The sequence below is a fragment of the Micromonospora sp. A3M-1-15 genome, from assembly GCF_024213425.1.
GTDB classification, from domain to species: domain Bacteria; phylum Actinomycetota; class Actinomycetes; order Mycobacteriales; family Micromonosporaceae; genus Micromonospora; species Micromonospora chersina.
Window position 1 is genome coordinate 474,449 of sequence record NZ_JANAVK010000001.1, and the last position, 24,491, is coordinate 498,939.

The 24,491-nt window shown below is 76.3% G+C and carries 6 protein-coding genes; all 6 read left to right on the top strand.

Annotated features, from left to right (window positions below):
• Positions 1-625: 625 nt before the first annotated feature.
• From NLX85_RS02180 to NLX85_RS02205, 6 genes are read left to right on the top strand one after another with little or no spacing between them, the layout of a single operon-like run.
• Entirely contained in the window at positions 626-12,466 is an 11,841-nt protein-coding gene (locus tag NLX85_RS02180; RefSeq protein ID WP_305885009.1) for a non-ribosomal peptide synthetase/type I polyketide synthase, read from the top strand.
• Positions 12,463-15,864, top strand: a complete 3,402-nt coding sequence (locus NLX85_RS02185) for an amino acid adenylation domain-containing protein (RefSeq protein WP_308210637.1) — start codon at positions 12,463-12,465, stop codon at positions 15,862-15,864. Before NLX85_RS02180 ends, NLX85_RS02185 begins: the two co-directional genes overlap by 4 nt.
• Positions 15,857-16,921, top strand: a complete 1,065-nt coding sequence (locus NLX85_RS02190; RefSeq protein WP_254331345.1) for a TauD/TfdA family dioxygenase — start codon at positions 15,857-15,859, stop codon at positions 16,919-16,921. Before NLX85_RS02185 ends, NLX85_RS02190 begins: the two co-directional genes overlap by 8 nt.
• 56 nt (positions 16,922-16,977) lie before the next feature.
• Entirely contained in the window at positions 16,978-17,994 is a 1,017-nt protein-coding gene (locus NLX85_RS02195) for a TauD/TfdA family dioxygenase (RefSeq protein ID WP_254331346.1), read from the top strand.
• A complete protein-coding gene (locus tag NLX85_RS02200; protein ID WP_254331347.1) occupies positions 17,991-23,273 on the top strand; it encodes a non-ribosomal peptide synthetase in 5,283 nt (1,760 codons plus the stop codon). The genes NLX85_RS02195 and NLX85_RS02200 overlap by 4 nt, the downstream gene beginning before the upstream one ends.
• Complete coding sequence (locus NLX85_RS02205; RefSeq protein WP_254331348.1) at positions 23,270-24,442, top strand: PLP-dependent aspartate aminotransferase family protein; 1,173 nt, start codon at positions 23,270-23,272, stop codon at positions 24,440-24,442. Before NLX85_RS02200 ends, NLX85_RS02205 begins: the two co-directional genes overlap by 4 nt.
• The last annotated feature ends 49 nt before the right edge of the window (positions 24,443-24,491 follow it).

A 24,491-nucleotide genomic window follows, 5' to 3' on the forward strand; every position in this document is an offset into this window, starting at 1 on the left:
CTTTCCTGCCGCGCCGGGCGCCGCACGAGCGGCCCGGCACTTCACGCGTCCGGTCGGGTGGAAACGGGCCATGCGCACCTATCCGCGCCCAATACAAAACCGCCTCCGAAATGGAGATACGGGCGCCGGATGCCACATAGAAGAGGTGATCACCCATCGATCGTGCCAATAGTCCGCTACCGGACATTCACCGGTTCGGGCCACCTCCCAGCCTGAGGCACAGGTGGCCCGCGAACCCGCGGAGGTCCGGTGAAAGCGCAGGTGAAGGGCGGTGCGGTGAGACCCGGTCGCACGCGGGGACGCGTTGCGCTGTCAGGAAAGTTGCCGCCGATCGAGAAATAGACGAACGTGCGACCGCGCTGGCCGAACGCATCGACGGCCGGCACGATCCGGGGATCCCGCCGAAGATCACCAGTGCCATCATGTGGACAGGCAATTCCTATCGAGGCATCTACACCTGTCGTATGAATGAGCTGATCACGAGGCCGCCGCCGGCAATTTCCGGCCCGCGGATCCGATCCGCCGACGACAGGTGCCCGATACCCGATCACGAGCAACTGGTGGGCCGGGGCGGCGCGTGGGCGGCGCTCCCCGGGCCGGCGCGGGAGCAGAGGAGGCGGACGCGATGACCGACGTCCTGAGGTCCCGGCGGTCGGCGCCGGACACACCGCTGCGGGACGGTCCGGCGGGCGGCGCCCCGGCTCCGGCCTCGGCCGCGCAACACCAGATGTGGCAGCTCAGCCGCCTCGACCCCGGGTCGGCCGGCTACCTGGTGCCGCTGGCGTACCGGCTGCACGGCCCCCTGGACGTGGCGGCCCTTTCGGCGGCGCTCGACGGGCTGGTGGCCCGGCACACCGCCCTGCGTACCACCCTGGCCCCGGACGGGCCGGCCGGATCGCCGGACGCCGCGCGGCTGGTCCAGGTGGTCCACGAGCCGCGCCCGGGGCTCCTGCGGGTGCACGACCTGAGCGGGCTGCCCACCTGGCAGCGCGACCAGGAGCTGCGGGCCCGGATGCACACCGAGGCGGGCACCCCGATCGATCTGGAACGCGGCCCGGTGCTGCGCGCCCTCCTGCTGCGCTGCGCGCCGGAGGAGCACGTCCTCCTGCTGACCTTCCACCACGTCGCGGTCGACGAGTGGTCGCTCGGCATCCTCCACGACGAGTGGGAACGGCTCTACGCCGCACACCGCGCGGGGCGGCCGGCGGACCTCGACCCGGTCGACGTCGACTGCCGCGACCACGCGCTCCGGCAGCGGGGCTGGCTCGACGGTCCGGAGGCGGCGGCCCAGCTCGACCAGTGGCGGGCGGAGCTCGCGGGCGCCCCGGCCGTGCTGGAACTGCCCACCCGCGGCCCGCGCCCCGACGTGCCGTCCAGCGCGGGGGCCACCCTGTCGGTGCCGCTGGACGTCCCCACCGGGGCGCTGGCGGCGCTGTGCCACCGGACGCGGGTCTCGCCGTACATGGTCATGCTGGCCACGCTGCACGTGCTGCTGGCCCGCTGGACGGGGCAGCGCGACATCGTGGTGGGCACGCCCGTGGCCAACCGGCGGCGGCCCGACACGCAACGGCTCGTCGGGCTGCTGCTGAACACCGTCGCGGTCCGGGCCCGGCTGGACGACAACCCGTCGTTCGAGACGCTGCTCGGGCGGGTGCGGGCCGCCGCCCTGGCGGGCCTGAGCCGGGAGGAGCTGCCCTTCACGACAGTGGTCGAGGCGCTGCGCCCGGCCCGCCGGCCCGGCTTCACCCCGCTGTTCCAGGTGATGTTCGTCTACGGCCGCGAGGCGGCGCCCCCGCGCCTGGACGACCTGGAGGTCACCCCGGTCGAGGTGCCCGTCGACACCGCCAAGTTCGACCTCACCGTCTCGGTCCGGGAGAACGCCGACGGCCTGCGGACCGCGCTGGAGTACCGGACCGACCTGTTCGACCCCGACGCGATGGCCCGCCTCGCCGGGCACTTCCAGACGCTGCTGCGGTCGCTGGTGGCCGAGCCGGGCGCACCGGTCGGCGCCGCCGCGATGCTCGCCCCCGACGAGTTCCGGCAGCTCGTCGGCGAGTGGAACCGCACCGCCACGCCCGCCGAGCCGGACGACCTGGTCCACCTGCTGATCGAACGGCAGGCGCGGGAGACCCCGGCCGCCGTGGCGGTGACCGACGGCGACACGGCGCTGAGCTACCACGAGCTGCACCTGCGGGCCGAGGCGTTGGCGGAGACGCTGCGCGGGCGGGGCGTCGGCATCGGCAGCCTGGTGGGCGTGCTCCTGCCGCGCGCGGTCCCGTTCGCCGTGGCGGTGCTCGCCGTGCTGCGGACCGGCGCGGCCTACGTACCCCTGGATCCGGCCAACCCGCCGGCCCGGCTGCGGTACCTGATCGCGGACACCGCCGCCCCGGTCGTGCTCACCTGCGCCGAGCTGGCGCACCTCGTGCCCGACGGCGTGGCGCTGCTCGTGCCGGGCCCCGACACGCCTGTCCCGGTCGCCGAGCCGGCCCGGGGTGGCGGCCCGCGGCGGCGTGCCCGCCGGCCGCGGCAGCCGTCGGCGGACGACCTGGCGTACGTCATCCACACCTCCGGCTCCACGGGCCGCCCCAAGGGCGTCATGGTGACCCACCGCGGCGTGTGCAACTACGTGCGCTGGGCGGCCCAGGCCTACCGGCTGCGGCCCGGCGACACCGTGCCGCTGCACTCGTCGGTCGGGTTCGACCTGACCGTCACGAGCCTGCTGGTGCCGCTGGTCAGCGGGGCCACGGTGCGGATGATCGGCGAGCACCTCGGCCCGGAGGCGCTGGGCGAGGCGCTGCGCGCGCAGCCGACCGCGTTCGGCCTGGTCAAGATCACCCCGGCCCAGCTCGACCTGGTCCGCCACCAGCTCCGCCCCGCCGAGCTGGCCGACCGCACCCGCTGCTTCGTGATCGGCGGCGAGAACCTGCGCGCCGACCAGGTGGCGCCGTGGCGGGCCCATGCGCCCGGCACCGCGCTGGTCAACGAGTACGGGCCGACGGAGACGGTGGTCGGCTGCGCCGCGTACGAGGTCGACCCGGCCGCGCCGGCCGACGGTTCCGTCCCGATCGGCCGGCCGATCGCCAACACCCGGCTGTACGTGCTGGACGGGTGGCGGAACCCGGTCCCGGCGGGCGTGGTCGGCGAGCTGTACGTGGGCGGGGCCGGCGTGGCGCGCGGCTACCTGCACCAGCCGGCGCTGACGGCCGAGCGGTTCGTGCCGGACCCCTTCTCGGGCGTCCCCGGCGCGCGGCTCTACCGCACCGGCGACCTCGTCCGGCTGCGCCCCGACGGGCACCTCGAATACCTGGGCCGCACCGACCACCAGGTCAAGCTGCGCGGCTACCGGGTGGAACTCGGCGAGGTCGAGGCGGCCGTCCGGCGCTGCCTGCCGGACGCCGACGTGACCGTGCGACTGCGCCGGGACGACCCCGACGACCCGCGACTCGTCGCCTACCTGGCGGGCGGGACGGAGCCCGACCTCGCCGCCCTGCGGGCGGCGCTCGCCGCCGACCTCCCGTCCTACCTGGTGCCCGCGGCCTTCGTCCGGCTGGACGCGCTGCCGCTGACCGGCAACGGGAAGGTGGACGCCGCCGCGCTGCCCGCTCCCGACCGCGCGGCCGACGTGCCCCGGCAGCGGCCCGCGCCCGGGCCCGCGGCGCCCGAGCCGCCGGTGGCGACGCCCGCTCCGGCCGGGTGGGACGCCACCCGGGTACGCCTGGAGCGGCTCGTCGTGGACGTGTGGCGCGAGGTGCTGGGCGTCGACCGGGTGGGGGTGCGGGACAACTTCTTCGACCTCGGCGGCCACTCGATGCGGCTGCTGGCCGTCCTCGAACGGCTGCGCGACCGGCTCGGCGACGTGGTCACCGTCACCGACCTGTTCCGCCACCCCACGGTCGACGCCCTGGCCACGTTCCTGACCACCGCCACCACCGGGGCGACGCCGCCGGCGGCCGCGCCGGCCCCGACCGCCCGGCCCCGCGCCGGCGCGCACGGCGGCACCGGGCAGCCGGGCGGGCTGATCGCCGTCGTCGGCATGGCCTGCCGCTTCCCGGGGGCACGGACCGTCGACGAGTACTGGCACAACATCCGCGCCGGGGTGGAGTCGGTCCGGGAGTTCAGCGTCGAGGAGATGCTCGCCGACGGCGCGGACCCCGCCCGGCTCGACGACCCGGCGTACGTCCGGGCCGGCACCTGGCTGCCCGGGATCGACGAGTTCGACGCGGCCTTCTTCGGGATCACGCCCCGGGAGGCGCAGACCCTCGACCCGCAGCACCGGCTGCTGCTGGAGTGCGCGTGGCACGCGCTGGAGCACGCCGGCCACGACCCGTCCCGGTATCCCGGCCGGATCGGCCTGTTCGCCGGGTCGGGCCGCAGCAGCTACCTGCTCGACCACCTGAGCGGCCACCCCGAGCTGACCGGCGCCCTCGGCGAGCACCAGCTCTCGATCGGCAACGACAAGGACTTCCTGCTCAGCCGGGTCGCCTACAAGCTCGACCTCACCGGCCCCGCGGTCACCGTCGCCACCGCCTGCTCGACCTCGCTGGTGGCCGTGCACCTCGGCCGGCAGAGCCTGCTGACCGGCGAGTCCGACCTGGTCCTGGCCGGCGGGGTCAGCATCTTCCCGGCGCAGCGGCGCGGCTACCTCTACCACGACGGCGGGATCTACTCCCCCGACGGGCACTGCCGCCCGTTCAGCGCGGACGCGCGCGGCAGCATCGAATCCAGCGGGGTCGGCATCGTCGCGCTCAAGCGGCTGGAGGACGCGGTCGCGGACGGCGACACCGTCTACGCGGTGATCCGCGGTTCCGCCGTCAACAACGACGGGGCACGCCGCACCGGCTACACGGCGCCGGGCGTCGCGGGCCAGGTCGAGGTGGTCAGCAGCGCGCTGGCCACGGCCGGCGTGGACCCCCGCTCGGTGAGCTACGTGGAGGCGCACGGCACGGGCACCAGCCTCGGCGACCCCATCGAGGTGGCCGCGCTGACCGAGGCGTTCCGGCGCGGCACCGGCGACCGGGGCTTCTGTGCCCTCGGCTCGGTGAAGGCCAACATCGGGCACACCGACGCCGCCGCCGGGGTGGCCGGTCTCATCAAGACGGTCCTGGCGTTGCACCGCCGTACGCTGCCGCCGACCGTCAACGTGAGCCGGCCCAACCCGGCCATCGACTTCGCGGGCAGCCCGTTCTATCTCAACGACAGCGCCCGCCCGTGGACCGCCGACGGCCCGCGCCGGGCCGGGGTCAGCTCGTTCGGGATGGGCGGCACCAACGCCCACGTGGTGCTGGAGGAGCCGCCGGCCACGCCGGCCCGTACGGCGGCACCCCCGGCCAGCGGGCCGCACCTGCTGGTCGTGTCGGCCCGGACGCCCGCGGCGCTGGAGCGGCAGACGCGCGGGCTCCGCGACTGGCTCGACGCGCGGCCCGAGGTGGAGCTCGGGGACGTCGCGGCCGGCCTGGGCCGGCGCCAGGCGATGACCCACCGGCGGTTCCTCGTCGTGGCGGACCGGGCCGACGCGCTGGCCGCCCTCGACGCGCCGCAGCGTCAGTTCACCGCCGCCCACCCCGGCGGCCGGCGACCGCTGGTGTTCGCGTTCCCCGGGCACGGCGCCCAGCACGTGGCGATGGGCGCCGGCCTCTACCGCACGGAGCCGACCTACCGGGCCGTGGTGGACGAGTGCGCCGAGCTGGTCGGCGACGACCTGGGGCTCGACCTGCGCACCCTGCTCTGTCCACCGCCCGACGGTCACGCGGAGGCCGAGCGGCTGCTCGCGGAGCCCCGGCTGGTCCAGCCCGCGCTCTTCGTCACCGGGTACGCCCTCGCCCGGTCGCTGCTCGCCCGGGGCGTCACCCCGGACCTCATGGTGGGGCACAGCCTCGGCGAGTACGTGGCCGCCTGCCTGGCCGGGGTCTTCTCGCTCGCCGACGCGCTGCGGCTGGTCTGCGCCCGGGGGGCGCTGGTCGGGCGGACCCCGGCCGGGGCGATGCTCGCGGTGGGCCTGCCCGAGACCGCGGTGGCCGGGCTGCTGGACGGCCGGGTGTCGCTGGCCGCCGTCAACGCCCCGGAGCTGTGCGTGCTCTCCGGCGACCCGGAGGCGATCGGGGCGCTGCGCGAGCGGCTGACCGGCGAGGGCGTCGACTGCCGGCCGCTGCGGGTCGCCCGCGGCTACCACTCCGCGCTGCTCGACCCGGTGCTCGACGAGTTCGCCGAACACGCCGGCCGGGTCGCCTACCGGGAGCCCGAGCGCCCCTACCTGAGCAACCTGACCGGCGGGCCGGTCATCCCGGGGCAGGTCACCGACCCGGCGTACTGGGTGCGGCACATGCGCGAGCCGGTCCGGTTCGCCGAATCGGCCGCGCTCCTGGCCGAGCAGGACGCGGTCCTCGTGGAGGTGGGTCCCGGGCACGCCCTCGGCGGCCTGGCCCGGCTGGCCGGCCTGGCCCCGGGCCAGGCGGTGGCGGCCATGCGGCACCCGCGCGCCGACGCCGACGACCTCGCCACGCTGCTCGACGCGGCCGGCCGGCTGTGGCTGGCCGGTGCGCCGGTCGACTGGACCCGCTTCCACGGCGACGGGCGTCCCCGGCCGGCCCTGCCCGGCTACCCGTTCGAGCGGCACCGCTACTGGGTGGACGCCGCGCCGAAGGCCGGCGCGGCGGCCGTCGCCACGCCCGCCGCGCCGGAGGCGCCGGACACCCCCGAACCCGTCGACACCGGCAACCGGCCGGCCCTGAGCACGGCCTACGTCGCCCCGGACACGCCCGTCCAGGAGTGCGTGGCGGAGATCTGGGCCGAGCTGCTCGGCATCCGGCCGATCGGGGCGCACGACAACTTCTTCGAGCTGGGCGGGCACTCGCTGCTCGCCACCCAGGTCGTGGTCCGGCTGCGCGCCCGGCTCGGCGTGGCGCTCCCGCTGGAGACGGTCTTCGCGCAGCCCACCGTCGCCGGCCTCGCCGCGGCGCTGCCGGCCACCGCACCCGCACCCGCCGCGCCCGCCACGGTCGAGCCGGCCGCGCCGACCGAGCCCACCATCCCCCGCGCCGACCCCGACGCCGGGCCCGCGCCGCTCTCCTCCGGCCAGCACCGGCTCTGGTTCCTCGACCAGGCGTACGCCCAGAACGCGTACACGGTCAGCACCGCGCTGCTGCTGGACGGCGCCCTCGACCTCGACGCGCTGCGCGAGGCCCTGGCCGGGCTGGTCCGGCGGCACGAGTCGCTGCGTACCGTGTTCCCGCTCGGTCCCGACGGCGACCCGGTCCAGGAGGTGCGGCCGGCCGGCCCGGTCGACCTGCCGCTCCTGACCGCGCCGGACGGCGCGGACGACCCGGCGGTGGCCCCGCGGAGCATCGTGGAGTCGGCGGTCGCCGACGCGCTGCCCGGGTGGGTGCACGCGGCCCTCGCCGCCGACGTCCGGCGCCCGTTCGACCTGGCCACCGGGCCGCTGTTCCGGGCCGTGCTGCTCCGGGTCGCCGAGGACCGGCACGTGCTCTCGCTGACCATGCACCACAACGTCTCCGACGGGTGGTCGCTCGGCCTCATCGCCGGGGAACTCGCCACCCGGTACGACGCCGCCCGCGACGGCCGCCCCGCGCCGCTGCCCGACCTGGCTGTCCAGTACGGCGACTACGCGCGCTGGCAGCGCGGCCGGCTGGCCGACCCGGACAGCGAGGACCTGCGCTGGTGGCGCCGGCAGCTCGACGGGGTGGCCAGCGTGCTGGAGGTGCCCACCGACCGGCCCCGACCCCCCGTGCAGACCTTCGACGGCGCGGTCAGCACCCGGATCCTGCCGCCGGAGACCGCCGACGAGCTGCGCCGGTTCAGCCAGGCCCGCGGCGCCACCCTCGCCATGACCGTGCTGGCCGCGCTGAAGGCCCTGCTCTGGCGCTACACCGGCCAGCGCGACATCTGCGTCGGCACGCCGGTCGCCGGGCGGGTCCGCGCCGAGCTCGAACCGATGGTCGGCTTCTTCGTCAACATGCTGCCGCTGCGCACCGTGCTCGACGGCGACTGGACCTTCACGGAGTTGCTCGGCCAGGTGCGGCGCACCGCGCTGGGCGCGTACGACCACCAGGAGGTGCCGTTCGAGCGGCTCGTGGACCTCGTCGACGCGCCCCGGGACCTCAGCCGGAACCCGCTGTTCCAGGTGATGTTCAACCTGCTCAACGTGCCCGAGCAGCGGGACCTGGGCACGGCCGGCCTGCGGATGGTCCCGTTCGCCGTCGAGCCGGGCATCGCCCAGCAGGACCTCGCCCTGTACGCGTACGAGGTCGACGAGGGGCTGCGGTTCCGGCTGGAGTACAACACCGCGCTGTTCGACGCGGAGACCGCCGAGCGGATGATGGGGCACCTGGAGACGCTGCTGGCCGCGGCCGTCGCCGACCCCGGCGTCCGGCTGGCGGACCTGGCCGTGGTCACCCCCGCCGAGCGGGATCGGACGGCCGGGTGGAACGACACCGCCGCCGAGCCGGGCTGGGCGGTGCCGGGCCGGCCCACCCTGGTCGACCTGATCGCCCACCAGGTCGCGACGTGCCCCGACCGGCCCGCCGTCACCTTCGGGGCCACCACGCTCAGCTACGCCGAGCTCAACGCCCGGGCCAACCGGCTCGCGCACCGGCTCCGCCGCGCCGGCGTCGGCCCGGACGTCACGGTGGCCGTCTGCCTGCACCGCTCCGAGGAGCTGCCGGTCACCCTGCTCGGCGTGCTCAAGGCCGGCGGCGCGTACGTCCCCGTGGACCCCGACTACCCGGTCGAGCGGCAGCGGTACGTGCTGGCGCACAGCGGCGCCCGGGTCCTGGTCACCCAGACGGACCTGGCCGACCGGTTCGCGGACTTCGCCGGCGAGGTCGTGCCCCCCGGCGCGGCGCTGGCCGCCGAGCCGGAGACCGACCCCGAGCCGTCGGCCGGGCCGGACGACCTCGCGTACGTCATCTACACCTCCGGCTCGACGGGCCGCCCCAAGGGTGTCCGGGTGACCCACGGGGCCGTGGTGAACACCCTCGCCACCATGCGGGAGCGGCCGGGCCTGACCGGCGACGGCACGATGCTCGCGATGGCGAGCTTCGCCTTCGACATGTCGGTGCCGGAGCTGTTCCTGCCCCTGGTGGTCGGCGCCCGGATGCTGCTGGTGGGTCGCGACGTCGCCTACGACGCGCGACGGCTGGCCGACCTGCTGGCCGCCGAGCGGGTCACCCTGGCCCAGGGCACCCCGGCCACCTGGCGGCTGCTCGTCGAGTCCGGCTGGACCGGGACACCCGGCCTGACCGCCGTGTGCGGCGGCGAGGCGGTGTCCGTCCCGCTGGCCCGGCAACTCGCCGAGCGGGTGGACGCGCTGTGGAACCTCTACGGCCCGACCGAGGCCGCCGTCTGGTCCACCATGGACCGGATCGAGCCCGGCTTCACCCACCTCACGGTCGGCCGCCCGATCGGCAACATGCGCGTCCACGTGCTCGACGCGCAACTGTCCCCCGTCCCGGTCGGGGTGCTCGGCGAGCTGTGCCTCGGCGGCGCCGGGCTGGCCCGCGACTACCACGGCGACCCGGCGCTGACCGCGCAGCGGTTCGTGCCGGACCCGGACGGCGGCGGCCGGCTGTACCGCACCGGCGACCTCGGCCGGCGCCTCGCCGACGGCCGCATCGAGTTCGCCGGCCGCGGCGACTCCCAGGTCAAGGTGCGCGGGTTCCGCATCGAACTCGGCGAGATCGAGGCGGTGCTGCGCCGCCACGAGGCGGTCCGCGACGCCGCCGTCGTGGTCCGCGAGGACGGCGACGAGAAGTCGATCGTGGCGTACCTGACGCTGGCCGGGACCGGCGGCGACGCCGGACCGGAGCGGCCGGAGATCACCGCCGACTTCGACGCCGACCCGGCGCCGTGGCGGGCCTTCGCCCGCACCTGGCTGCCGGACTACATGGTGCCGTCCGCGTTCGTGGTGCTCGACCGGATGCCGCTCAACGCCAACCGCAAGGTCGACCGCGTGGCCCTGCCCGCACCCCGGCGCGGCGCCGCCGCCGGCGCCACCCCGCCGGACACCCCGCTGCGCCAGGCCCTCGCCGAGCGGTGGGCGGCGGTGCTCGGGTACGACAGCGTCGGCATCGACGACGACTTCTTCGACCTCGGCGGCGACTCCTTCAAGGCCATCAAGGCGCTCGTCGGCAGCGAGCCGGCGATCAGCGTCCTCGACCTGTTCCGCCACCCGACGATCCGGGGGTTGACCGACCACCTCGCGGCGACCGGCGGCTCGGTCGGGCGCCTGCTGCACGAGCTGACCCCGGCCCGGCCGGGTACGCCCACGACGTTGACCCTGGTCTGCGTACCGTTCGGCGGGGGCAGCGCGATCACCTTCCAGCCCCTCGCCGACGCCCTCCCGCCGGGCATCTCGCTGTACGCCCTGGAGCGTCCCGGCCACGACGTGAACCGCCCGGACGAACCCCTGCTCGACCTGGACGAGCTGGTGGACCGGTGCGTGGCCGAGGTGGTCGACGGGATCACCGGCCCGGTGGCGGTGTACGGGCACTGCGTGGGCGGCGCCGAGGCGGTCGAGCTGGCCCGCCGGCTGGAGGCGGCCGGCGTCGAGGTGACCGGCGTGGTCATCGGCGCCCACTTCCCCGCCCCTCGGCTGCCCGGCCGGCTGTTCGGCTGGCTGCGCCGGTGGTTCCCGGTGGAGCGCTGGACGTCGAAGCGACGCACGCTGGAATCGCTGCGCGCCATGGGCTTCTTCACCGAGGTCTTCGACTCCAACGAGAAGGACTTCGTGATGCGCGTGGTCCTGGCCGACTCGGCGCGGGGCGAGGACTACTACACCGACGTCTACGCCGAGGGCCTGCCCCGGAAGCTTTCCGCGCCGCTGGTCAGCGTCGTGGGCAGTGGGGACCGCGCCACGGAGTTGTACCAGGAGCGGTACCTGGAGTGGGAGTTCTTCGCCGACCGGGTCTCGCTGGAGGTCATCGAGGGCGCCGGCCACTACTTCGCCAAGCACCAGCCCGCCGAGCTGGCCCGCGTCATCCTGGCGCACTGCGCCGCGGCGCCGGCGGCGCGACCGGCCGAGCCCGCCCACCCGGAGACCACAGCCGTGGCGGCGCCCGCGCCACCGCGCGAGCGGCCGGCGCCCCCACCCCGCGCGACGCCCAGCCTCGCGGTGTTCTACCTGGTCGCGATCGGCCAGCTGGTCTCGCTCATCGGCAGCGGACTGACCGGCTTCGGCATGGGCCTCTGGGTCTACCAGCGCACCGGCTCGGTATCGCTGTTCGCCACGGCCACCGTGCTGGCGCTGCTGCCCGCCGTGGTCCTCTCCCCCGTCGCGGGCGCGCTCGCCGACCGGTGGGACCGAAGACGCCTCATGATCTTCGCGGACTGCCTGGCCGCCACCGGCACGGTGAGCCTCGCGCTGCTGCTCTGGCTCGGCCAGCTCCAGCTCTGGCACGTGTTCACCGCGATCACCGTGACGGCGGTGGCCACCGCCTTCCAGCAACCCGCGTACCTGGCGGCCGTCACGCAACTGGTGCCCAAGCGGTACTACGGGCGCGCCAACGGCATCGTCTCCCTCGGCACGGCGACGAGCACCGTCCTGGCGCCGCTGGTCGGCGGCGCGCTGGTGATCGCGGTCGGCCTGCGCGGCATCGTCGTCATCGACCTGCTCACCTTCGCCTTCGCGGTGCTCGTCACCCTGTCGGTCCGCTTCCCGGACACCCTGTTCGTCCGGCGCGAGGAACCGTTCCGGCGGGAGGTCCTGGGCGGCTGGCGGTTCATCGTCCGCCGGCACGGCCTGGTCGCCCTCGTGGTGCTGGTCGCGTCGCTGAACTACTTCTTCGCCATGGTGGAGGTCCTGGTCACCCCGCTGACCCTGTCCTTCGGCGACCCGGCGGTGCTCGGCCGGGTGCTCGCCGCCAGCGGCGTCGGCATGCTGGTCGGCTCGGTGCTCATGGGCGTGTGGGGCGGCACGGCCCGGCGGACCACCGGCATCCTGGCCAGCGTCGTGCTGCTGGGCGCCTCGCTGCTCACCGTCGGCCTGCACCCGAGCCCGCTGTTCCCGGCGCTCGGCCTGTTCGGGATGGGCCTGGCCACCGCGCTGGTGAACACCCACTGGCTGGCCATCGTGCAGGCCAAGGTGGGGCTCGAACTCCAGGGCCGGGTGCTGTCCATGGGCCAGATGCTGTCCTGGCTCATGGTGCCGGCCGGCTTCCTCACCGCCGGCCCGCTCGCCGAGCACGTCTTCGCCCCGCTGGCCGCCCCCGGCGGGCCGCTGGCCGGCGTCGTCGGCACCGGGCCCGGGCGGGGCATGGCCCTCGCGGCCATCACGGCCGGGCTCTGCGCGCTCGCGCTGGCCGCCGCCGGCATCGCGTACCGGCCGATCCGCGACGTCGAGGACGAACTTCCGGACAACGACCCGGGCAGCGTCATCCTCGCCGACAAGGACCGCCTCCAGGAGGCGGCCGACCGGCAGCTCGCCCTGCACCGCGGCGGAGGGTCACGCCGGTGAGCGCCCCCACCCGCCCCGCCGGCCCGACCCGCCGGAACGCCGGCCGGCGCCCCACCGGTGCCGTGCCCACCGTGGACTGCCTGCACCGGATGGTGGCCGCGCAGGCGGCCCGCACCCCGGAGGCGGAGGCCGTCCGGCACGGCGACCGGACGCTGTCCTACCGGCAGCTCGACGAGGCGGCCAACCGGCTCGCCCGGGTGCTGCTGCGCCGCGGGGTGACCCGGGAGGACCGGGTGGGTGTCTGCCTGCCACGGACGCCCGAGCTGGTGGTCGCCCTGCTCGCCGTGCTCAAGGCCGGCGCCGCCTACGTGCCGCTGGATCCCGCGTACCCGCCGGCCCGGGTGGCGTTCATGGCCGCCGATTCCGGGGTGCGGCTGGTGCTGACCCGCGCCGACCTGGCCGGCCGGTTCCCCGACACGGCGGTCGCGGTCGACCGGCTCGACCCGGTCGAGGACGCGACCGACCCGGCGGCGCCGTCGACTCCGGAGGATCTGGCGTACGTCATCTACACCTCCGGCTCGACCGGGCGGCCCAAGGGCGTGGCCATCGAGCACCGCTCGGCGTCGGTGCTCATGCACTGGGTGCGGCAGACCTTCGACGACGCCGAACTGGGCGGCCTGCTCGCCGCCACCTCGGTCTGCTTCGACCTGTCCGTCTTCGAGATCTTCGGCCCGCTCTGCTGGGGCGGCCGGGTGCTGCTGGTCGACGACGTGCTGGCCCTCGCCGCGCCCGGGGCGGACCGGCTGCCCGTCACCCTGGTCAACACCGTGCCCTCCGCCATGGGGGAACTGCTCACCGCGTCGGCCCTGCCGGCGAGCGTGCGGACGGTCTGCCTGGCCGGCGAACCGCTGACCGCCGCGCTGGCCGCCCGGGTGTGGTCCCGCCCGCACGTCCGCCGGCTCTGCAACCTCTACGGCCCGTCGGAGGACACCACCTACTCCACCTGGGCGGAGGTGCCGCCGGACAGCGGGGACCCGCCGATCGGCCGGCCGCTGCCGCGGACCCGCGCGTACGTCCTCGACCCGGACGGGCAGCCGGTCCCACCCGGCGAGCCCGGCGAACTGCACCTGGCCGGGGCCGGCCTGGCCCGCGGCTACCTCGACCGGCCGGAGGAGACCCGGGCCCGGTTCCTGCCCGACCCGTTCCGGCCCGGCGAGCGGATGTACCGCACCGGCGACCGGGTGCGGCTGCGGCCGGACGGGCAGCTCGCCTACCTGGGCCGGCTCGACGACCAGGTGAAGCTGCGGGGCTACCGGATCGAGCTGGGCGAGGTGGCCGCCCGCCTGGCCGCCCTCCCCGGGGTACGCGAGGCCACCGCCGCCGTGCGACCGGGACCGAGCGGAGACCCCCTGCTGGTCGGCTACCTGGTGGGCGAGCGACGCGACGACGTGCGGGCCCGCCTGGCCGAGGTGCTGCCCGCGCCGCTGGTCCCCGCGACCCTGGTGTGGCTGGACCGGCTGCCCACCCTGCCCAACGGCAAGGTGGACCGTGGCGCCCTGCCCGCGCCCGCCCTCGGCGGCGACACCGGGACCGGCGCGGCGCTGGACGGCACGGCCGGCACGGTGGCCGCCGTCTGGCGCGAGCTGCTCGGGGTGCCGGTCCCCGGCGCGGCCAGCGACTTCCTCGCCCTGGGCGGCGACTCCCTGCTGGCGGTCCGCTGCGCCACCCGGCTGGCCGTCGCCACCGGCCGGCTGGTCCGCCCGGGCGACCTCTTCGCCCACCCCACCGTCGCCGCGCTGGCCGCCCACCTCGACGGACTGGCCCCGGACCCGGCCGCCGAACCGGCCACGGAGAGATCTTGGAAGGAAAGTGCCCCTGGAGGGGCCGATCGCTTCCAAGATCTCTCCGTGGCCGGTCCGGCGCCGGCCGGTCCCGCCCCGCTCTCCGCGGCGCAGACCCGGCTGTGGTTCCTGCACCGGCTCGACCCGGCCGACACCTCCTACCTGCTGGCCTTCGCGGTCCGGTTCGCCGCGCCGCTGGACCCGGACCGGCTGACCCGGGCGCTGCGCCGGGTGGTCGACCGGCACCCAGCCCTGCGCACGGTCTTCCCTGACGGGCCGGACGGGCCGGTGCAGCACGTCCAACCCACCGCCGACACGACGCCGGTCGTCGTGCCGCTCCCCCCGGGCACGCCGCTCGACCCGGGGACGCGACCCGGCGCGGGCACGCCGACCGACACCGGCACGCCGATCGACGCACAGCTGCGCCGGCTCGCCGCCGAGGCCACCCGGGTGCCTGTGGACCTGGCGACGGGCCCGCTGCTCCGCCTCCACCTCGTGCCGGACGGCTCCGGCCGCGCGCTCGCGCTGCTGCTGGTCGTGCACCACATCGTCTTCGACGACTGGTCGTTCGGCGTGCTCGTGCGGGACCTGGCCCGGGCATACGACCGCGAGGGCGACCCCACGACGGCGCCCGAGCAGCCGGCGGTCGGTCCGGCGGCGTTCGCCCGTTCCCAGCGGGAGTGGCTGGCCGGGCCGGCGGGCCGGCGGGCGGTGGGCGACGTGCTGGCCGAGCTGCACGGCGCCCCCGACCTGCTCGACCTGCCCGCCGCCCCACCTCGGCGAGCCTGGGTCGCTCCGGCCGCCGCACCGACCCGGCCGAACCCACACCTCACCCACGGCCCGCTCCACGCCGCCCCGCGGACCACACCGAACGCCCGCGACGGCTCGACGTCCAGCGCCGTACGACGGACCGCACTGGACGGGCGCGACGGCCGGCCGGCCGGAGCGGCCCTGCGGACCACCCTCGACGCCGCCACCGCCCGCGCGGCGAGGGAGCTGGCCCGGGCCGAGCGGGGCAGCCTGCACATGGTCGGGCTGGCCGCGTTCGCCACCCTGCTCGGCGCCGCCACCGGCCGGCGCGACCTGCTCGTGGGCGTCGCCTTCGCCGGCCGGACCAGCGTCGCCGCCGAGCAGAGCGTCGGCTGCCACGTCAACACGCTGCCGCTGCGGCTGCGGCCGGCGCCCGACCGGAGCTTCGCCGACCTGCTCGCCGAGGCCCGCCGGGTCACCCTGTTCGGCGCCGCTCACCAGGACGTCCCCTTCGACCTGCTGGTGGAGCGGCTGCGGCCGACCCGCCGGCCCCGGCGCAACCCGCTCGTCCAGGTGGCCTTCGGGGTGCAGAACGCTCCGCCGGCCCGGCACCGCGGCCTGGCCGGGATCGAGTTCACCGGCGTGGAACTGACCCCGGACACCGCCCGGCTCGACCTGACCCTCTGGCTCGACGAGCGGCGGGACGTGCCGGCGGCGCTCTGGACCTACCGCACCGACCTGTTCGACCACGACGGGGTGGCCGCGTGGCACCGCCGGTTCTGCGCGGTGCTGCGTACCGCCGCCGCCGACCCCCGGCGCAGTCTCGCCGACTGCGCCGACACCGCTGGGAGTGAGAGAGATGAGTGAGCAGAACCGGGTCGCGCGGACCATCCCCCGTCGCGGCCGCGAGCGGAACCTCGTGGACGTCCGACCGGACTGGCCCGGCGGCCCGCTGCCGGCGCTCGTGCGGGCCAACGTGCCCGACGTCGACCTGGCCGGCTGGCTGGCCGGCCACCGCGACGAGGTCGACGAACTGGCCCGCCGCGCGGGAGCGGTGCTGTTCCGCGGCTTCGCCGTGGCCGGCGCCGACGACTTCCGCACCGTGATGGCGGCCCTCTCCGACGACGTGCTCTCCTACGGCGAACGCTCCTCACCGCGCAGCCAGGTCACCGAGGGGGTGTACACCTCCACGGAGCACCCCGCCGACCAGCCGATCGTGCTGCACAACGAGCAGTCGTACACGGTGAACTGGCCGCTGCGCATCGTCTTCCACTGCGAGGTCGAGCCGGGTGCCGGCGGGCGCACACCCCTCGCCGACAGCCGCCGGGTGCTGGCCCGGCTCCGCCCGGAGACCGTCGCCGGGTTCGAGCGGCGCGGGGTGCTCTACCGGCGCAACTACCTGCCGGGCATCAGCCTCTCCTGGCAGACCGCGTTCCAGACCGAGCGGCGCGAGGAGGTCGAGGCGTACTGCGCCCGGGCCCTGATCGACGTGGAGTGGGTGGGCGACCGGCAGCTGCGGACCCGGCAGGTGCGCCCGGCGGTGCGCCGCCACCCGGTCACCGGGGAGCGGACCTGGTTCAACCACGCGCTGTTCTTCCACGTCACCTCCCTGCCCGACGACGTCAGCAGCGGCCTGCGGGCCGCGCTCGGCGAGGAGGACCTGCCCTACCAGACCGCGTACGGGGACGGCACGCCCATCCCCGACGAGGTGCTGGCCGAGCTGCGCGCCGCGTACGCCGCGGAGACCCGCTCCTTCGCCTGGCAGCGCGGCGACGTGCTACTCGTGGAGAACATGCTGGCCGCGCACGCCCGGGAGCCGTTCACCCCGCCCCGCCGGATCCTCACCGCGATGTCCGACCCGGTCGCCGCGCCCGAGCTGACCGAGGCGCGGGCTGCGGGCACCCTGACGGGAGGCCGGGCGTGAGCGCGAGGAGTGAGCCGGGCCTGCGAGCCCCACAGTCGCGAACGAAAGACGGCGCGGTGAGCGGGCCAGGGCCGCGACGGCGCGCCACCGGAACGGTCACCTCGCCGGTGACCCGGCGGGTGCTCGTGGACGAGGAGTTCGTGCTGCTCGTCGAGGCCGCCGTGCCCGACCTCGACCTGGGGGGCTGGCTCGCCGGGCGCCGCGACGAGCTGCTGGCCGACCTGGACCGCCACGGCGCGGTGTTCTTCCGCGGCTTCGAGGTACGCACCCCCGACGACTTCAGCCAGGCCGCCCGGGCGGTGAGCCCGGACCTGCTCGGCTACCTGGAGCGGGCCGCCCCCCGGCACGAGGTCGCCGACCGGGTGTTCACCTCCACCGAGTTCAACGCCGAGCAGTGGATCCCGCTGCACCACGAGATGTCGTACTCGCACAACTGGCCCACCCACCTCTACTTCTGGTGCGCGCAGCCGGCCACCGGCAGCGGCGGGGCCACCCCGCTGGCCAGCGAGCGGGTCATCACCCCGCTGATCCCCGCCGACGTGCGGGAGCGGTTCCTCCGCGCCGGCGTCAGCTACGTGCGCAACTACGGCCCGCACCTGGACCTGCCCTGGCAGGAGGCGTTCCAGACCACCGACCGGGCGGAGGTGGAGGCGTACTGCGCCGCCTCGGCGACCGAGTTCACCTGGCTGGGCGGGGACGGGCTGCGGACTCGCGCCCGGCGGCAGGCGGTCGCCACGCACCCGCGTACCGGGGAGACGGTGTGGTTCAACCACGCCCACCTGTTCCACGTCTCGAACATGCCGGCCGAGGTGGCTGGCGCCCTGCTGCGCGAGTACGGCCCGGAGGGGCTGCCCCGCAACGCCTACTACGGCGACGGCGAGCCGATCCCCGACGAGGTGGTCACCGGCATCCGCGAGCTGTACCGGCGGCACGCCGTCTCGGTGCCCTGGCAGCGCGGCGACGTGCTGGTGGTGGACAACTTCCTGGCCACCCACGGCCGGGAACCCTTCAGCGGCGACCGGCAGATCCTGGTCGCCATGTCCGACCTCTACGTCAACCGGAGTGTGTCGTGAACGGATACCGTCTCTCGCCGGTCCAGCGCCTGGCCTGGTCGGGGAAGCAGGACCTGGTCCGGGCGCGGGTGCGGCTCGACCGGCCGCTGGACCGGGCGCGGTTGCAGGCCGCCGTCGACACGGTGGTGGCCCGGCACGAGGCGCTGCGGCTGACCCTGGTGCACCACCCGGGGCTGCGGGTGCCGTTGCAGGACGTGGACGACGCCCGGGCCGTGACGGTCGGCGCGCAGGGCGACCTGTCGGTCACGCTGACCGACGACGCGCTGGAGGTGGCCGCCACCCCGCTCATCGCCGACCCGGCCAGCCTGCGGCTGGTCCTGGCCGACCTGGCCCGCGCCTACGCCGGCGAGACGCTGCCGGAGGACCCGGAGGCGTTGCAGTTCCTCGACGTGGTCGAGTGGCAGCTGGAGGAGCGGGAGCAGGCCCCGAAGGCGGAGCCCGGCGCGCCGGCCGCGCGGCTCGTCACCCCGCCCGGCGACGACCCGACCGCCGTGGTCACCGCGACGGTGCCCGCCGCCGCGCTGGCCGACGCCGCCCGGGCCGCCGACGTGGAGCCGGCCACCGTGCTGCTCGCCGCCTGGGCCCTCGCGGTGTCCCGCCGCGCCGAGGCGCCGGACGGGGCCGACGAGGCGGACCTGGTGCTGGCCCGGTGGAGCGACGGCCGGCAGGCCGACGGGACCGCCGAGGTGGTGGGCCCCCTGGGCGGCTACGGCCCGCTGCGGCTGGCCCTGCCGCTGCCGGACGCCCCCGCCGACCTGCTGGCCGGGGTCCGCGCCGCGGAGGTCGCCGCCGACGAGACGTTCCACCTGGTCGACCCGGTGGACGAGCAGTCCGGCGCGGTCGCCGGCTTCGCGCTGCTGCCCGCCGTGGACCCGGCCACCGTGGCCGGTTTCGGCGGCGCCACGGCCATGGTTGCCGACCCGCCGCCCGCCGCCGGTCCGCAGCTCACCGCGCTGACCGGCGACGACCGGGTCACCCTGCGGGTGGTCGGCGGGCAGTGGCTGCTCGACTCGCTGCTGGCGATCCTTAGCACCCTGCCGGCCGCGCTCACCGGGGACGCGGCGCTTACCGTGCTCGGCGACGGGGAGGCCGGCTGGCTGGCCGACGCTGCCGGCAGCCCGTCGGTGGCGCCGGGGCGTACCCTCGTCGACCTGCTCGACGCGGGCCTGGCCGGGATGGACCAGGATGCCCCGGCGGTGGTCGCCGCGGACGGCGCGTACACCGCCGGTGAGCTGCGGGAGCGGGCCGCACGGGTGGCCGGCGCCCTCGCGGCGCGCGGCCTGGCCGGCGCCCCGGTGGGGGTGCTGGCCGCGCGGTCCCGGGACACCGTCGTGGCCTTCGTCGGCGTGCTGCGGGCCGGCGCGGTGTTCGTGCCGCTGGACCCGGACGCCCCGGCGCCGCGCCTCGCCGCCCAGCTCCGCGCGGTCGGCGCGGAGGTCGTGGTCGGCGCCGGCGGACCGGCCACCGCGACCGTGGACGACCTGGTCGCGGCCGGCGGGCCGCCGCCCGCCGCGCCCGCTCCCGCCGACCCCGCGTACGTGATCTTCACCTCGGGCTCCACGGGCACGCCCCGGGCCGTGCGGGTGTCGCACGGCGCCGCCGCGCACCTGGCACGGGCGTTGGAACAGACCGTGTACGCGGGCAGCCGCCCCGGTCCGCGGGTCGCGGTGAACGCCCCGCTCACCTTCGACGCCTCGGTGAAGCAGCTCGTGCAGCTCGGCCACGGCCGCGCCCTCTACGTGGTGCCCGAGGAGGTCCGCCGGGACGGGGCGGCGCTCGCCGCCGCGCTGGCCGACCACGACGTGGACGTGCTCGACCTGACCCCCTCCCAGCTGCGCATCCTGCTCGCCGGCGCCGGGGACACCCGGCTGCCCGGCCTGCTGCTGCTCGGCGGCGAGGCCGTCGGCCCGGACCTGTGGGAGACGGTGGCGGCGCTGCCCGACGTCCGCGCCGTCAACCTGTACGGGCCGACCGAGTGCACGGTGGACACCACCGCCGCGGAGATCCGCGCCGGAGACCCACCCAGCATCGGCCGGCCGCTGCCCGGCGTCGAGGTCCGGGTGCTCGACGAGCGGCTGCGGCCCGTGCCGCCGGGCGTGGCCGGGGAACTCTGCGTCAGCGGCCCGCAGCTCGCCGACGGCTACCTGGGCGACCCGGAGACCACGGCGGGGCGCTTCGTCGAGGTGACGCTGCCCTCCGGTGACACGGAACGGGTGTACCGGACCGGCGACCGGGTCCGCTTCGACGCCGACCGGCGGCTGCGCTACCTGGGCCGCCTCGACGACCAGGTGAAGATCCACGGTTTCCGGGTGGAGCCGGGCGAGGTCGCCGCCGTCCTGCGCGGGCACCCCGAGGTCGCCGACGCGGCCGTGGTCGCCCGCGACGACGACGGGTACGGCGACCGGCTCGTCGCCTACGTGCGGCCCGGCCGGGCCGCCGCGGCCGTCGACGTGGACCGGATCGCCGGGGTGAACCCGCACGAGACCCGCTACCTGTACGACGAGATCTTCGTCCAGCAGGTCTACCTGCGCGACGGCATCGTGCTGCGGCCCGGGGCGACCGTGCTCGACGTCGGCGCGAACATCGGCATGTTCTCGCTGTTCGTCCACAGCGTCTGCCCGGACGCCACGATCCACGCGTTCGAGCCGGTGCCGTCGGTGGTGGACCTGCTGCGGCGCAACGTCGCCGAGTTCGGCGTGCCGGCCACGGTGCACGGGTTCGGGCTGGCCCGGGCGGCCGGGGAGGTGTCCTTCACCTACTACCCGGGCTACTCGATGATGTCCGGCCACGCCGCGTACGCCGACCCGGACGCCGAGGTGGCGGTGATCAAGCGGTACCTGGCCAACGAGCGGGACGCCGGCGCGGACGAGCGGGACGTCCTGCTCGACCGGGTCGACGAGCTGCTCGCCGAACGCTTCGCCGGCCGGCGGCTCACCGTGCCGGTCCGGCCGCTCTCGGCCGTCCTCGACGAGCTGGCCCCCACCCGGATCGACCTGCTGAAGATCGACGTGCAGCGCGCCGAGGCGGACGTGCTGGCCGGCCTCGACGACCGGCACTGGCCGCTGATCGCGCAGGTCGCCATGGAGGTGCACGACGCGCCCGGCACCGAGACGGCCGGCCGGCTGGCCGAGCTGGCCGCGTCCTTCGAGGCCCGCGGCTTCACCGTGGTCACCCGCCAGGACGACCTGCTCACCGGCACCGACCGGCACACCCTGCACGCCGTGCGCCCCGGGTACGCCGCCGACCCGCGCCCGGCGGTGGCCGCACCGGCCGCGCCGGCGGCCGGCCCGCTGGCGGAGCGGCTGGCCGGCTGGCTCGCCGAGCGGCTTCCCGCCCACCTGATCCCGGCCGCGGTGGTGCTCCTCGACGAGCTGCCGCTGACCCGCAACGGCAAGCTCGACCGGGCGGCGCTGCCGGCGCCCCGGCTCGACCGGCCGGGCGCCGGCGCGGCGGTGACACCGGCCAACCGGGCCGAGGAGATCCTGGTCGAGGCGTGGCGCGAGGTACTCGGTGTGGCGGACTTCGGGGTGACGGACAGCTTCTTCGCCCTCGGCGGCGACTCCATCCGCAGCATCCAGATGCAGGTGGCGGCGCAGAAGCGCGGGCTGTCCTTCCAGCTCAACGACATCTTCACGTACCAGACGATCCGGGAGCTGGTCGAGCACGGGCAGCTGACCGTCGACGGTGTGGAGACCCGGCCCGCCGCGCCGGAGACCGGGCGGTTCGCCCTGGTGGCCGACGCCGACCGGGAGCGGCTGCCGGACGGGCTCGCCGACGCGTACCCGATGACCGCCCTCCAGCAGGGCATGGTCTACCACGGCGAGCTGTCCGGCGACCCGGCCATGTACCACAACGTCACCGCGCACCGGGTCGCCGCGCCGCTGGACGCGGCGGCGCTGCGCCGCGCGCTGGCCGGTCTGATGGCCGCCCATCCGGTGCTGCGCACCGGGTTCGCGCTGGGCGCGTACTCCGAGCCGTTGCAGCTCGTGCACGCGGACGCGCCGGTCGAGGTGCCGGTGACCGACCTGGCCGGCACCGACCCGCGGGCCCGCCGGGAACGGATCGACGACCTCGTCGCCCAGGAGCGGGTACGCCCCTTCGACTGGGCCCGCCCGCCCCTGCTGCGCCTGCACGCCGTCCGGGAGGACGCCGACGCGTTCACCCTGATCGTCGCCGAGTACCACGGCATCCTCGACGGCTGGAGCCTGCACCGCTTCCTCACCGACCTGCTCGCCGCGTACGACGGGGAACGGGCCGGCGCGCCGCGCCCGGCCGACCCCGGCCTGCCGTTCCGCGAGTACGTGGCGGCCGAGCGGCACGCCGTGGCCGACCCGGCCACCCGCCGGTTCTGGCTGGCCGGCGCCGGCGCGGTGCCGCCGCTGCTGCTCGGCGGGGCGCAGCCACGGACCACCACCACCCAGCGGGTGCCGCTGCGGGCGGGCGCCACCGAGGTGGTCGCCGAGGCGGCCCGGGCCGCCGGGGTGCCGGTCAAGTCCTGGCTGCTCGCCGTGCACCTGCGGCTGGTCGGCGAACTCGCCGGGCGGGACGACGTGGTCAGCGGCCTGGTGGTCGGCGGCCGGCCGGAGGGCGAGGGCAGCGACGCCACCCTCGGGCTGTTCCTCAACACCGTGCCGGTGAGCGTCACGCTGGGCTCCCGGTCCCCGGCGGAGCTGGCCGCCGAGGTGTGGCGGGCCGAGCGGGAGCTGATGGGGCACCACCGCTTCCCGCTCGCCGAGATCGTCCGCGCCGGCGGGGCCGGTCCCCGCTTCGACCACTTCTTCAACTGGACCCACTTCCCGAACGGCCCGGCCGGCGGCGGCAGCCGCATCGTGGACAGCCGGGGCATCACCGTGGACGTGGCGTTCAGCCTCGCCGTCGACGCCGAACTGGCCGCCGACACCGGCCGGCTCGCCCTCACCGTCCAGTACGACCACCGGCACGTCCCCGCGGAGCGGGTGGACGCCTTCGCCGACGGCTTCCGCCGGCTGCTGGCCGCCGACCCGACCGCGCCGCTGCGGCCCGTCGCCACCGCCGGACCGGCGGCCGGCGGCGACGCGCGCAGCGAGTGGGCGGCCCGGGTGGCGGGGGCCTGGCAGGAGGTGCTCGGGGCGGCGCCGCGCGACCCGGCGACCGACTTCCTGGCCGCCGGCGGGGACTCGCTGCGCGCCCTGCGGCTGGTCACCGTGCTGCGGCAGCGCCACGGCAGCGACCTGACGCTGCCCGAGTTCACGGCGCTGGGCAGCTACGGCGCCCTGGTGGACCGGGTGGCCCGCTCGTGACCGGCTTCGGCACGGCCGCCGTGCACGGCGACGACGGCCTGGTCCCCGGTGGGGCGGTGGCGCCGCCGATCGTGCAGAGCGCGACCTTCAGCGCCGAGTCCGACGAGCGGTTCACGGAGATCGCCACCGAGCCCCGGGGCAGCGCCTTCTACACCCGCTACGGCAACCCCAACCACGCCCAGGTGGCCGCCGTGGTGGCCGAGCTGGAGGGCGCGGAGACGGGCCTGGTCACCGCCTCCGGCATGGGCGCGATCAGCACCGTCGCCCTGGCCCTGCTCTCCGCCGGTGACCACGTGGTGGTGCAGCGCAGCACGTACGGCGGCACCACCTCGCTGGCCACCGGCCTGCTGCCCCGCTTCGGGGTCGCCTGCACCCAGGTCGACCAGACCGACGCCGGGGCCTTCGAGCGGGCGCTGCGCCCGGAGACCCGCCTGGTGCTGGTGGAGACGCCGAGCAACCCGCTGCTGGAGCTGACCGACCTCGCGGCCGTCGTGGCGACGGCCCACGCGGCGGGCGCGCTCGCGGTGGTCGACAACACCTTCGCCACGCCGGTCAACCAGCGCCCCCTGAGCGCGGGTGCGGACCTGGTCTGGCACAGCGGCACCAAGTTCCTCGGTGGCCACTCCGACGTGTCGGCCGGGGTGGTCGTCGGCCCCGCGGGGCTGGTCGAGCGGGTGTGGCAGACGGCGATCGTCACCGGCAGCACGCTCGGCCCGGTGGACGCCTGGCTGCTGCTGCGCGGCATCCGCACCCTGCCGCTGCGGGTGGAGCGGCACAACGCCAACGCCCTGGCCCTGGCCCGCGCCCTGGAGGGGCACCCGGCGGTCGCCCGGGTCCGCTACCCGGGGCTGCCCTCGCACCCCCAGCACGCCCTCGCGCGCCGGCAGATGACCGGCTTCGGCGGGGTGCTGGGCGTGGAACTCACGGCCGGCCGGGCGGGGGCCGCCGCGCTGCTGGCCGGGCTGAAGCTGTCCAAGCGGGCGGCCAGCCTGGGCAGCGTCAGCACGCTGGTGGTGCATCCCCGGTCGATGTGGGCGGGGATCGTGGACGCGGCCCAGCTGGCCGCCGCCGGCATCTCCGACGGGCTGGTCCGCGTCTCCACCGGCATCGAGGACACCGCCGACCTGGTGGACGACTTCCTGGGGGCGCTGGACCGGGCCCCGGCCTGACGCGCGGGGGTCGTCGGCGCATGGTCGCGGCCGCAACGGGAATCGGAGT

Bases quoted from the DNA above. Each gene is read 5' to 3' on its own strand.
- NLX85_RS02180 (WP_305885009.1), top strand. From the start codon at position 626: ATGACCGACGTCCTGAGGTCCCGGCGGTCGGCGCCGGACACACCGCTG.
- NLX85_RS02190 (WP_254331345.1), top strand. From the start codon at position 15,857: ATGAGTGAGCAGAACCGGGTCGCGCGGACCATCCCCCGTCGCGGCCGC.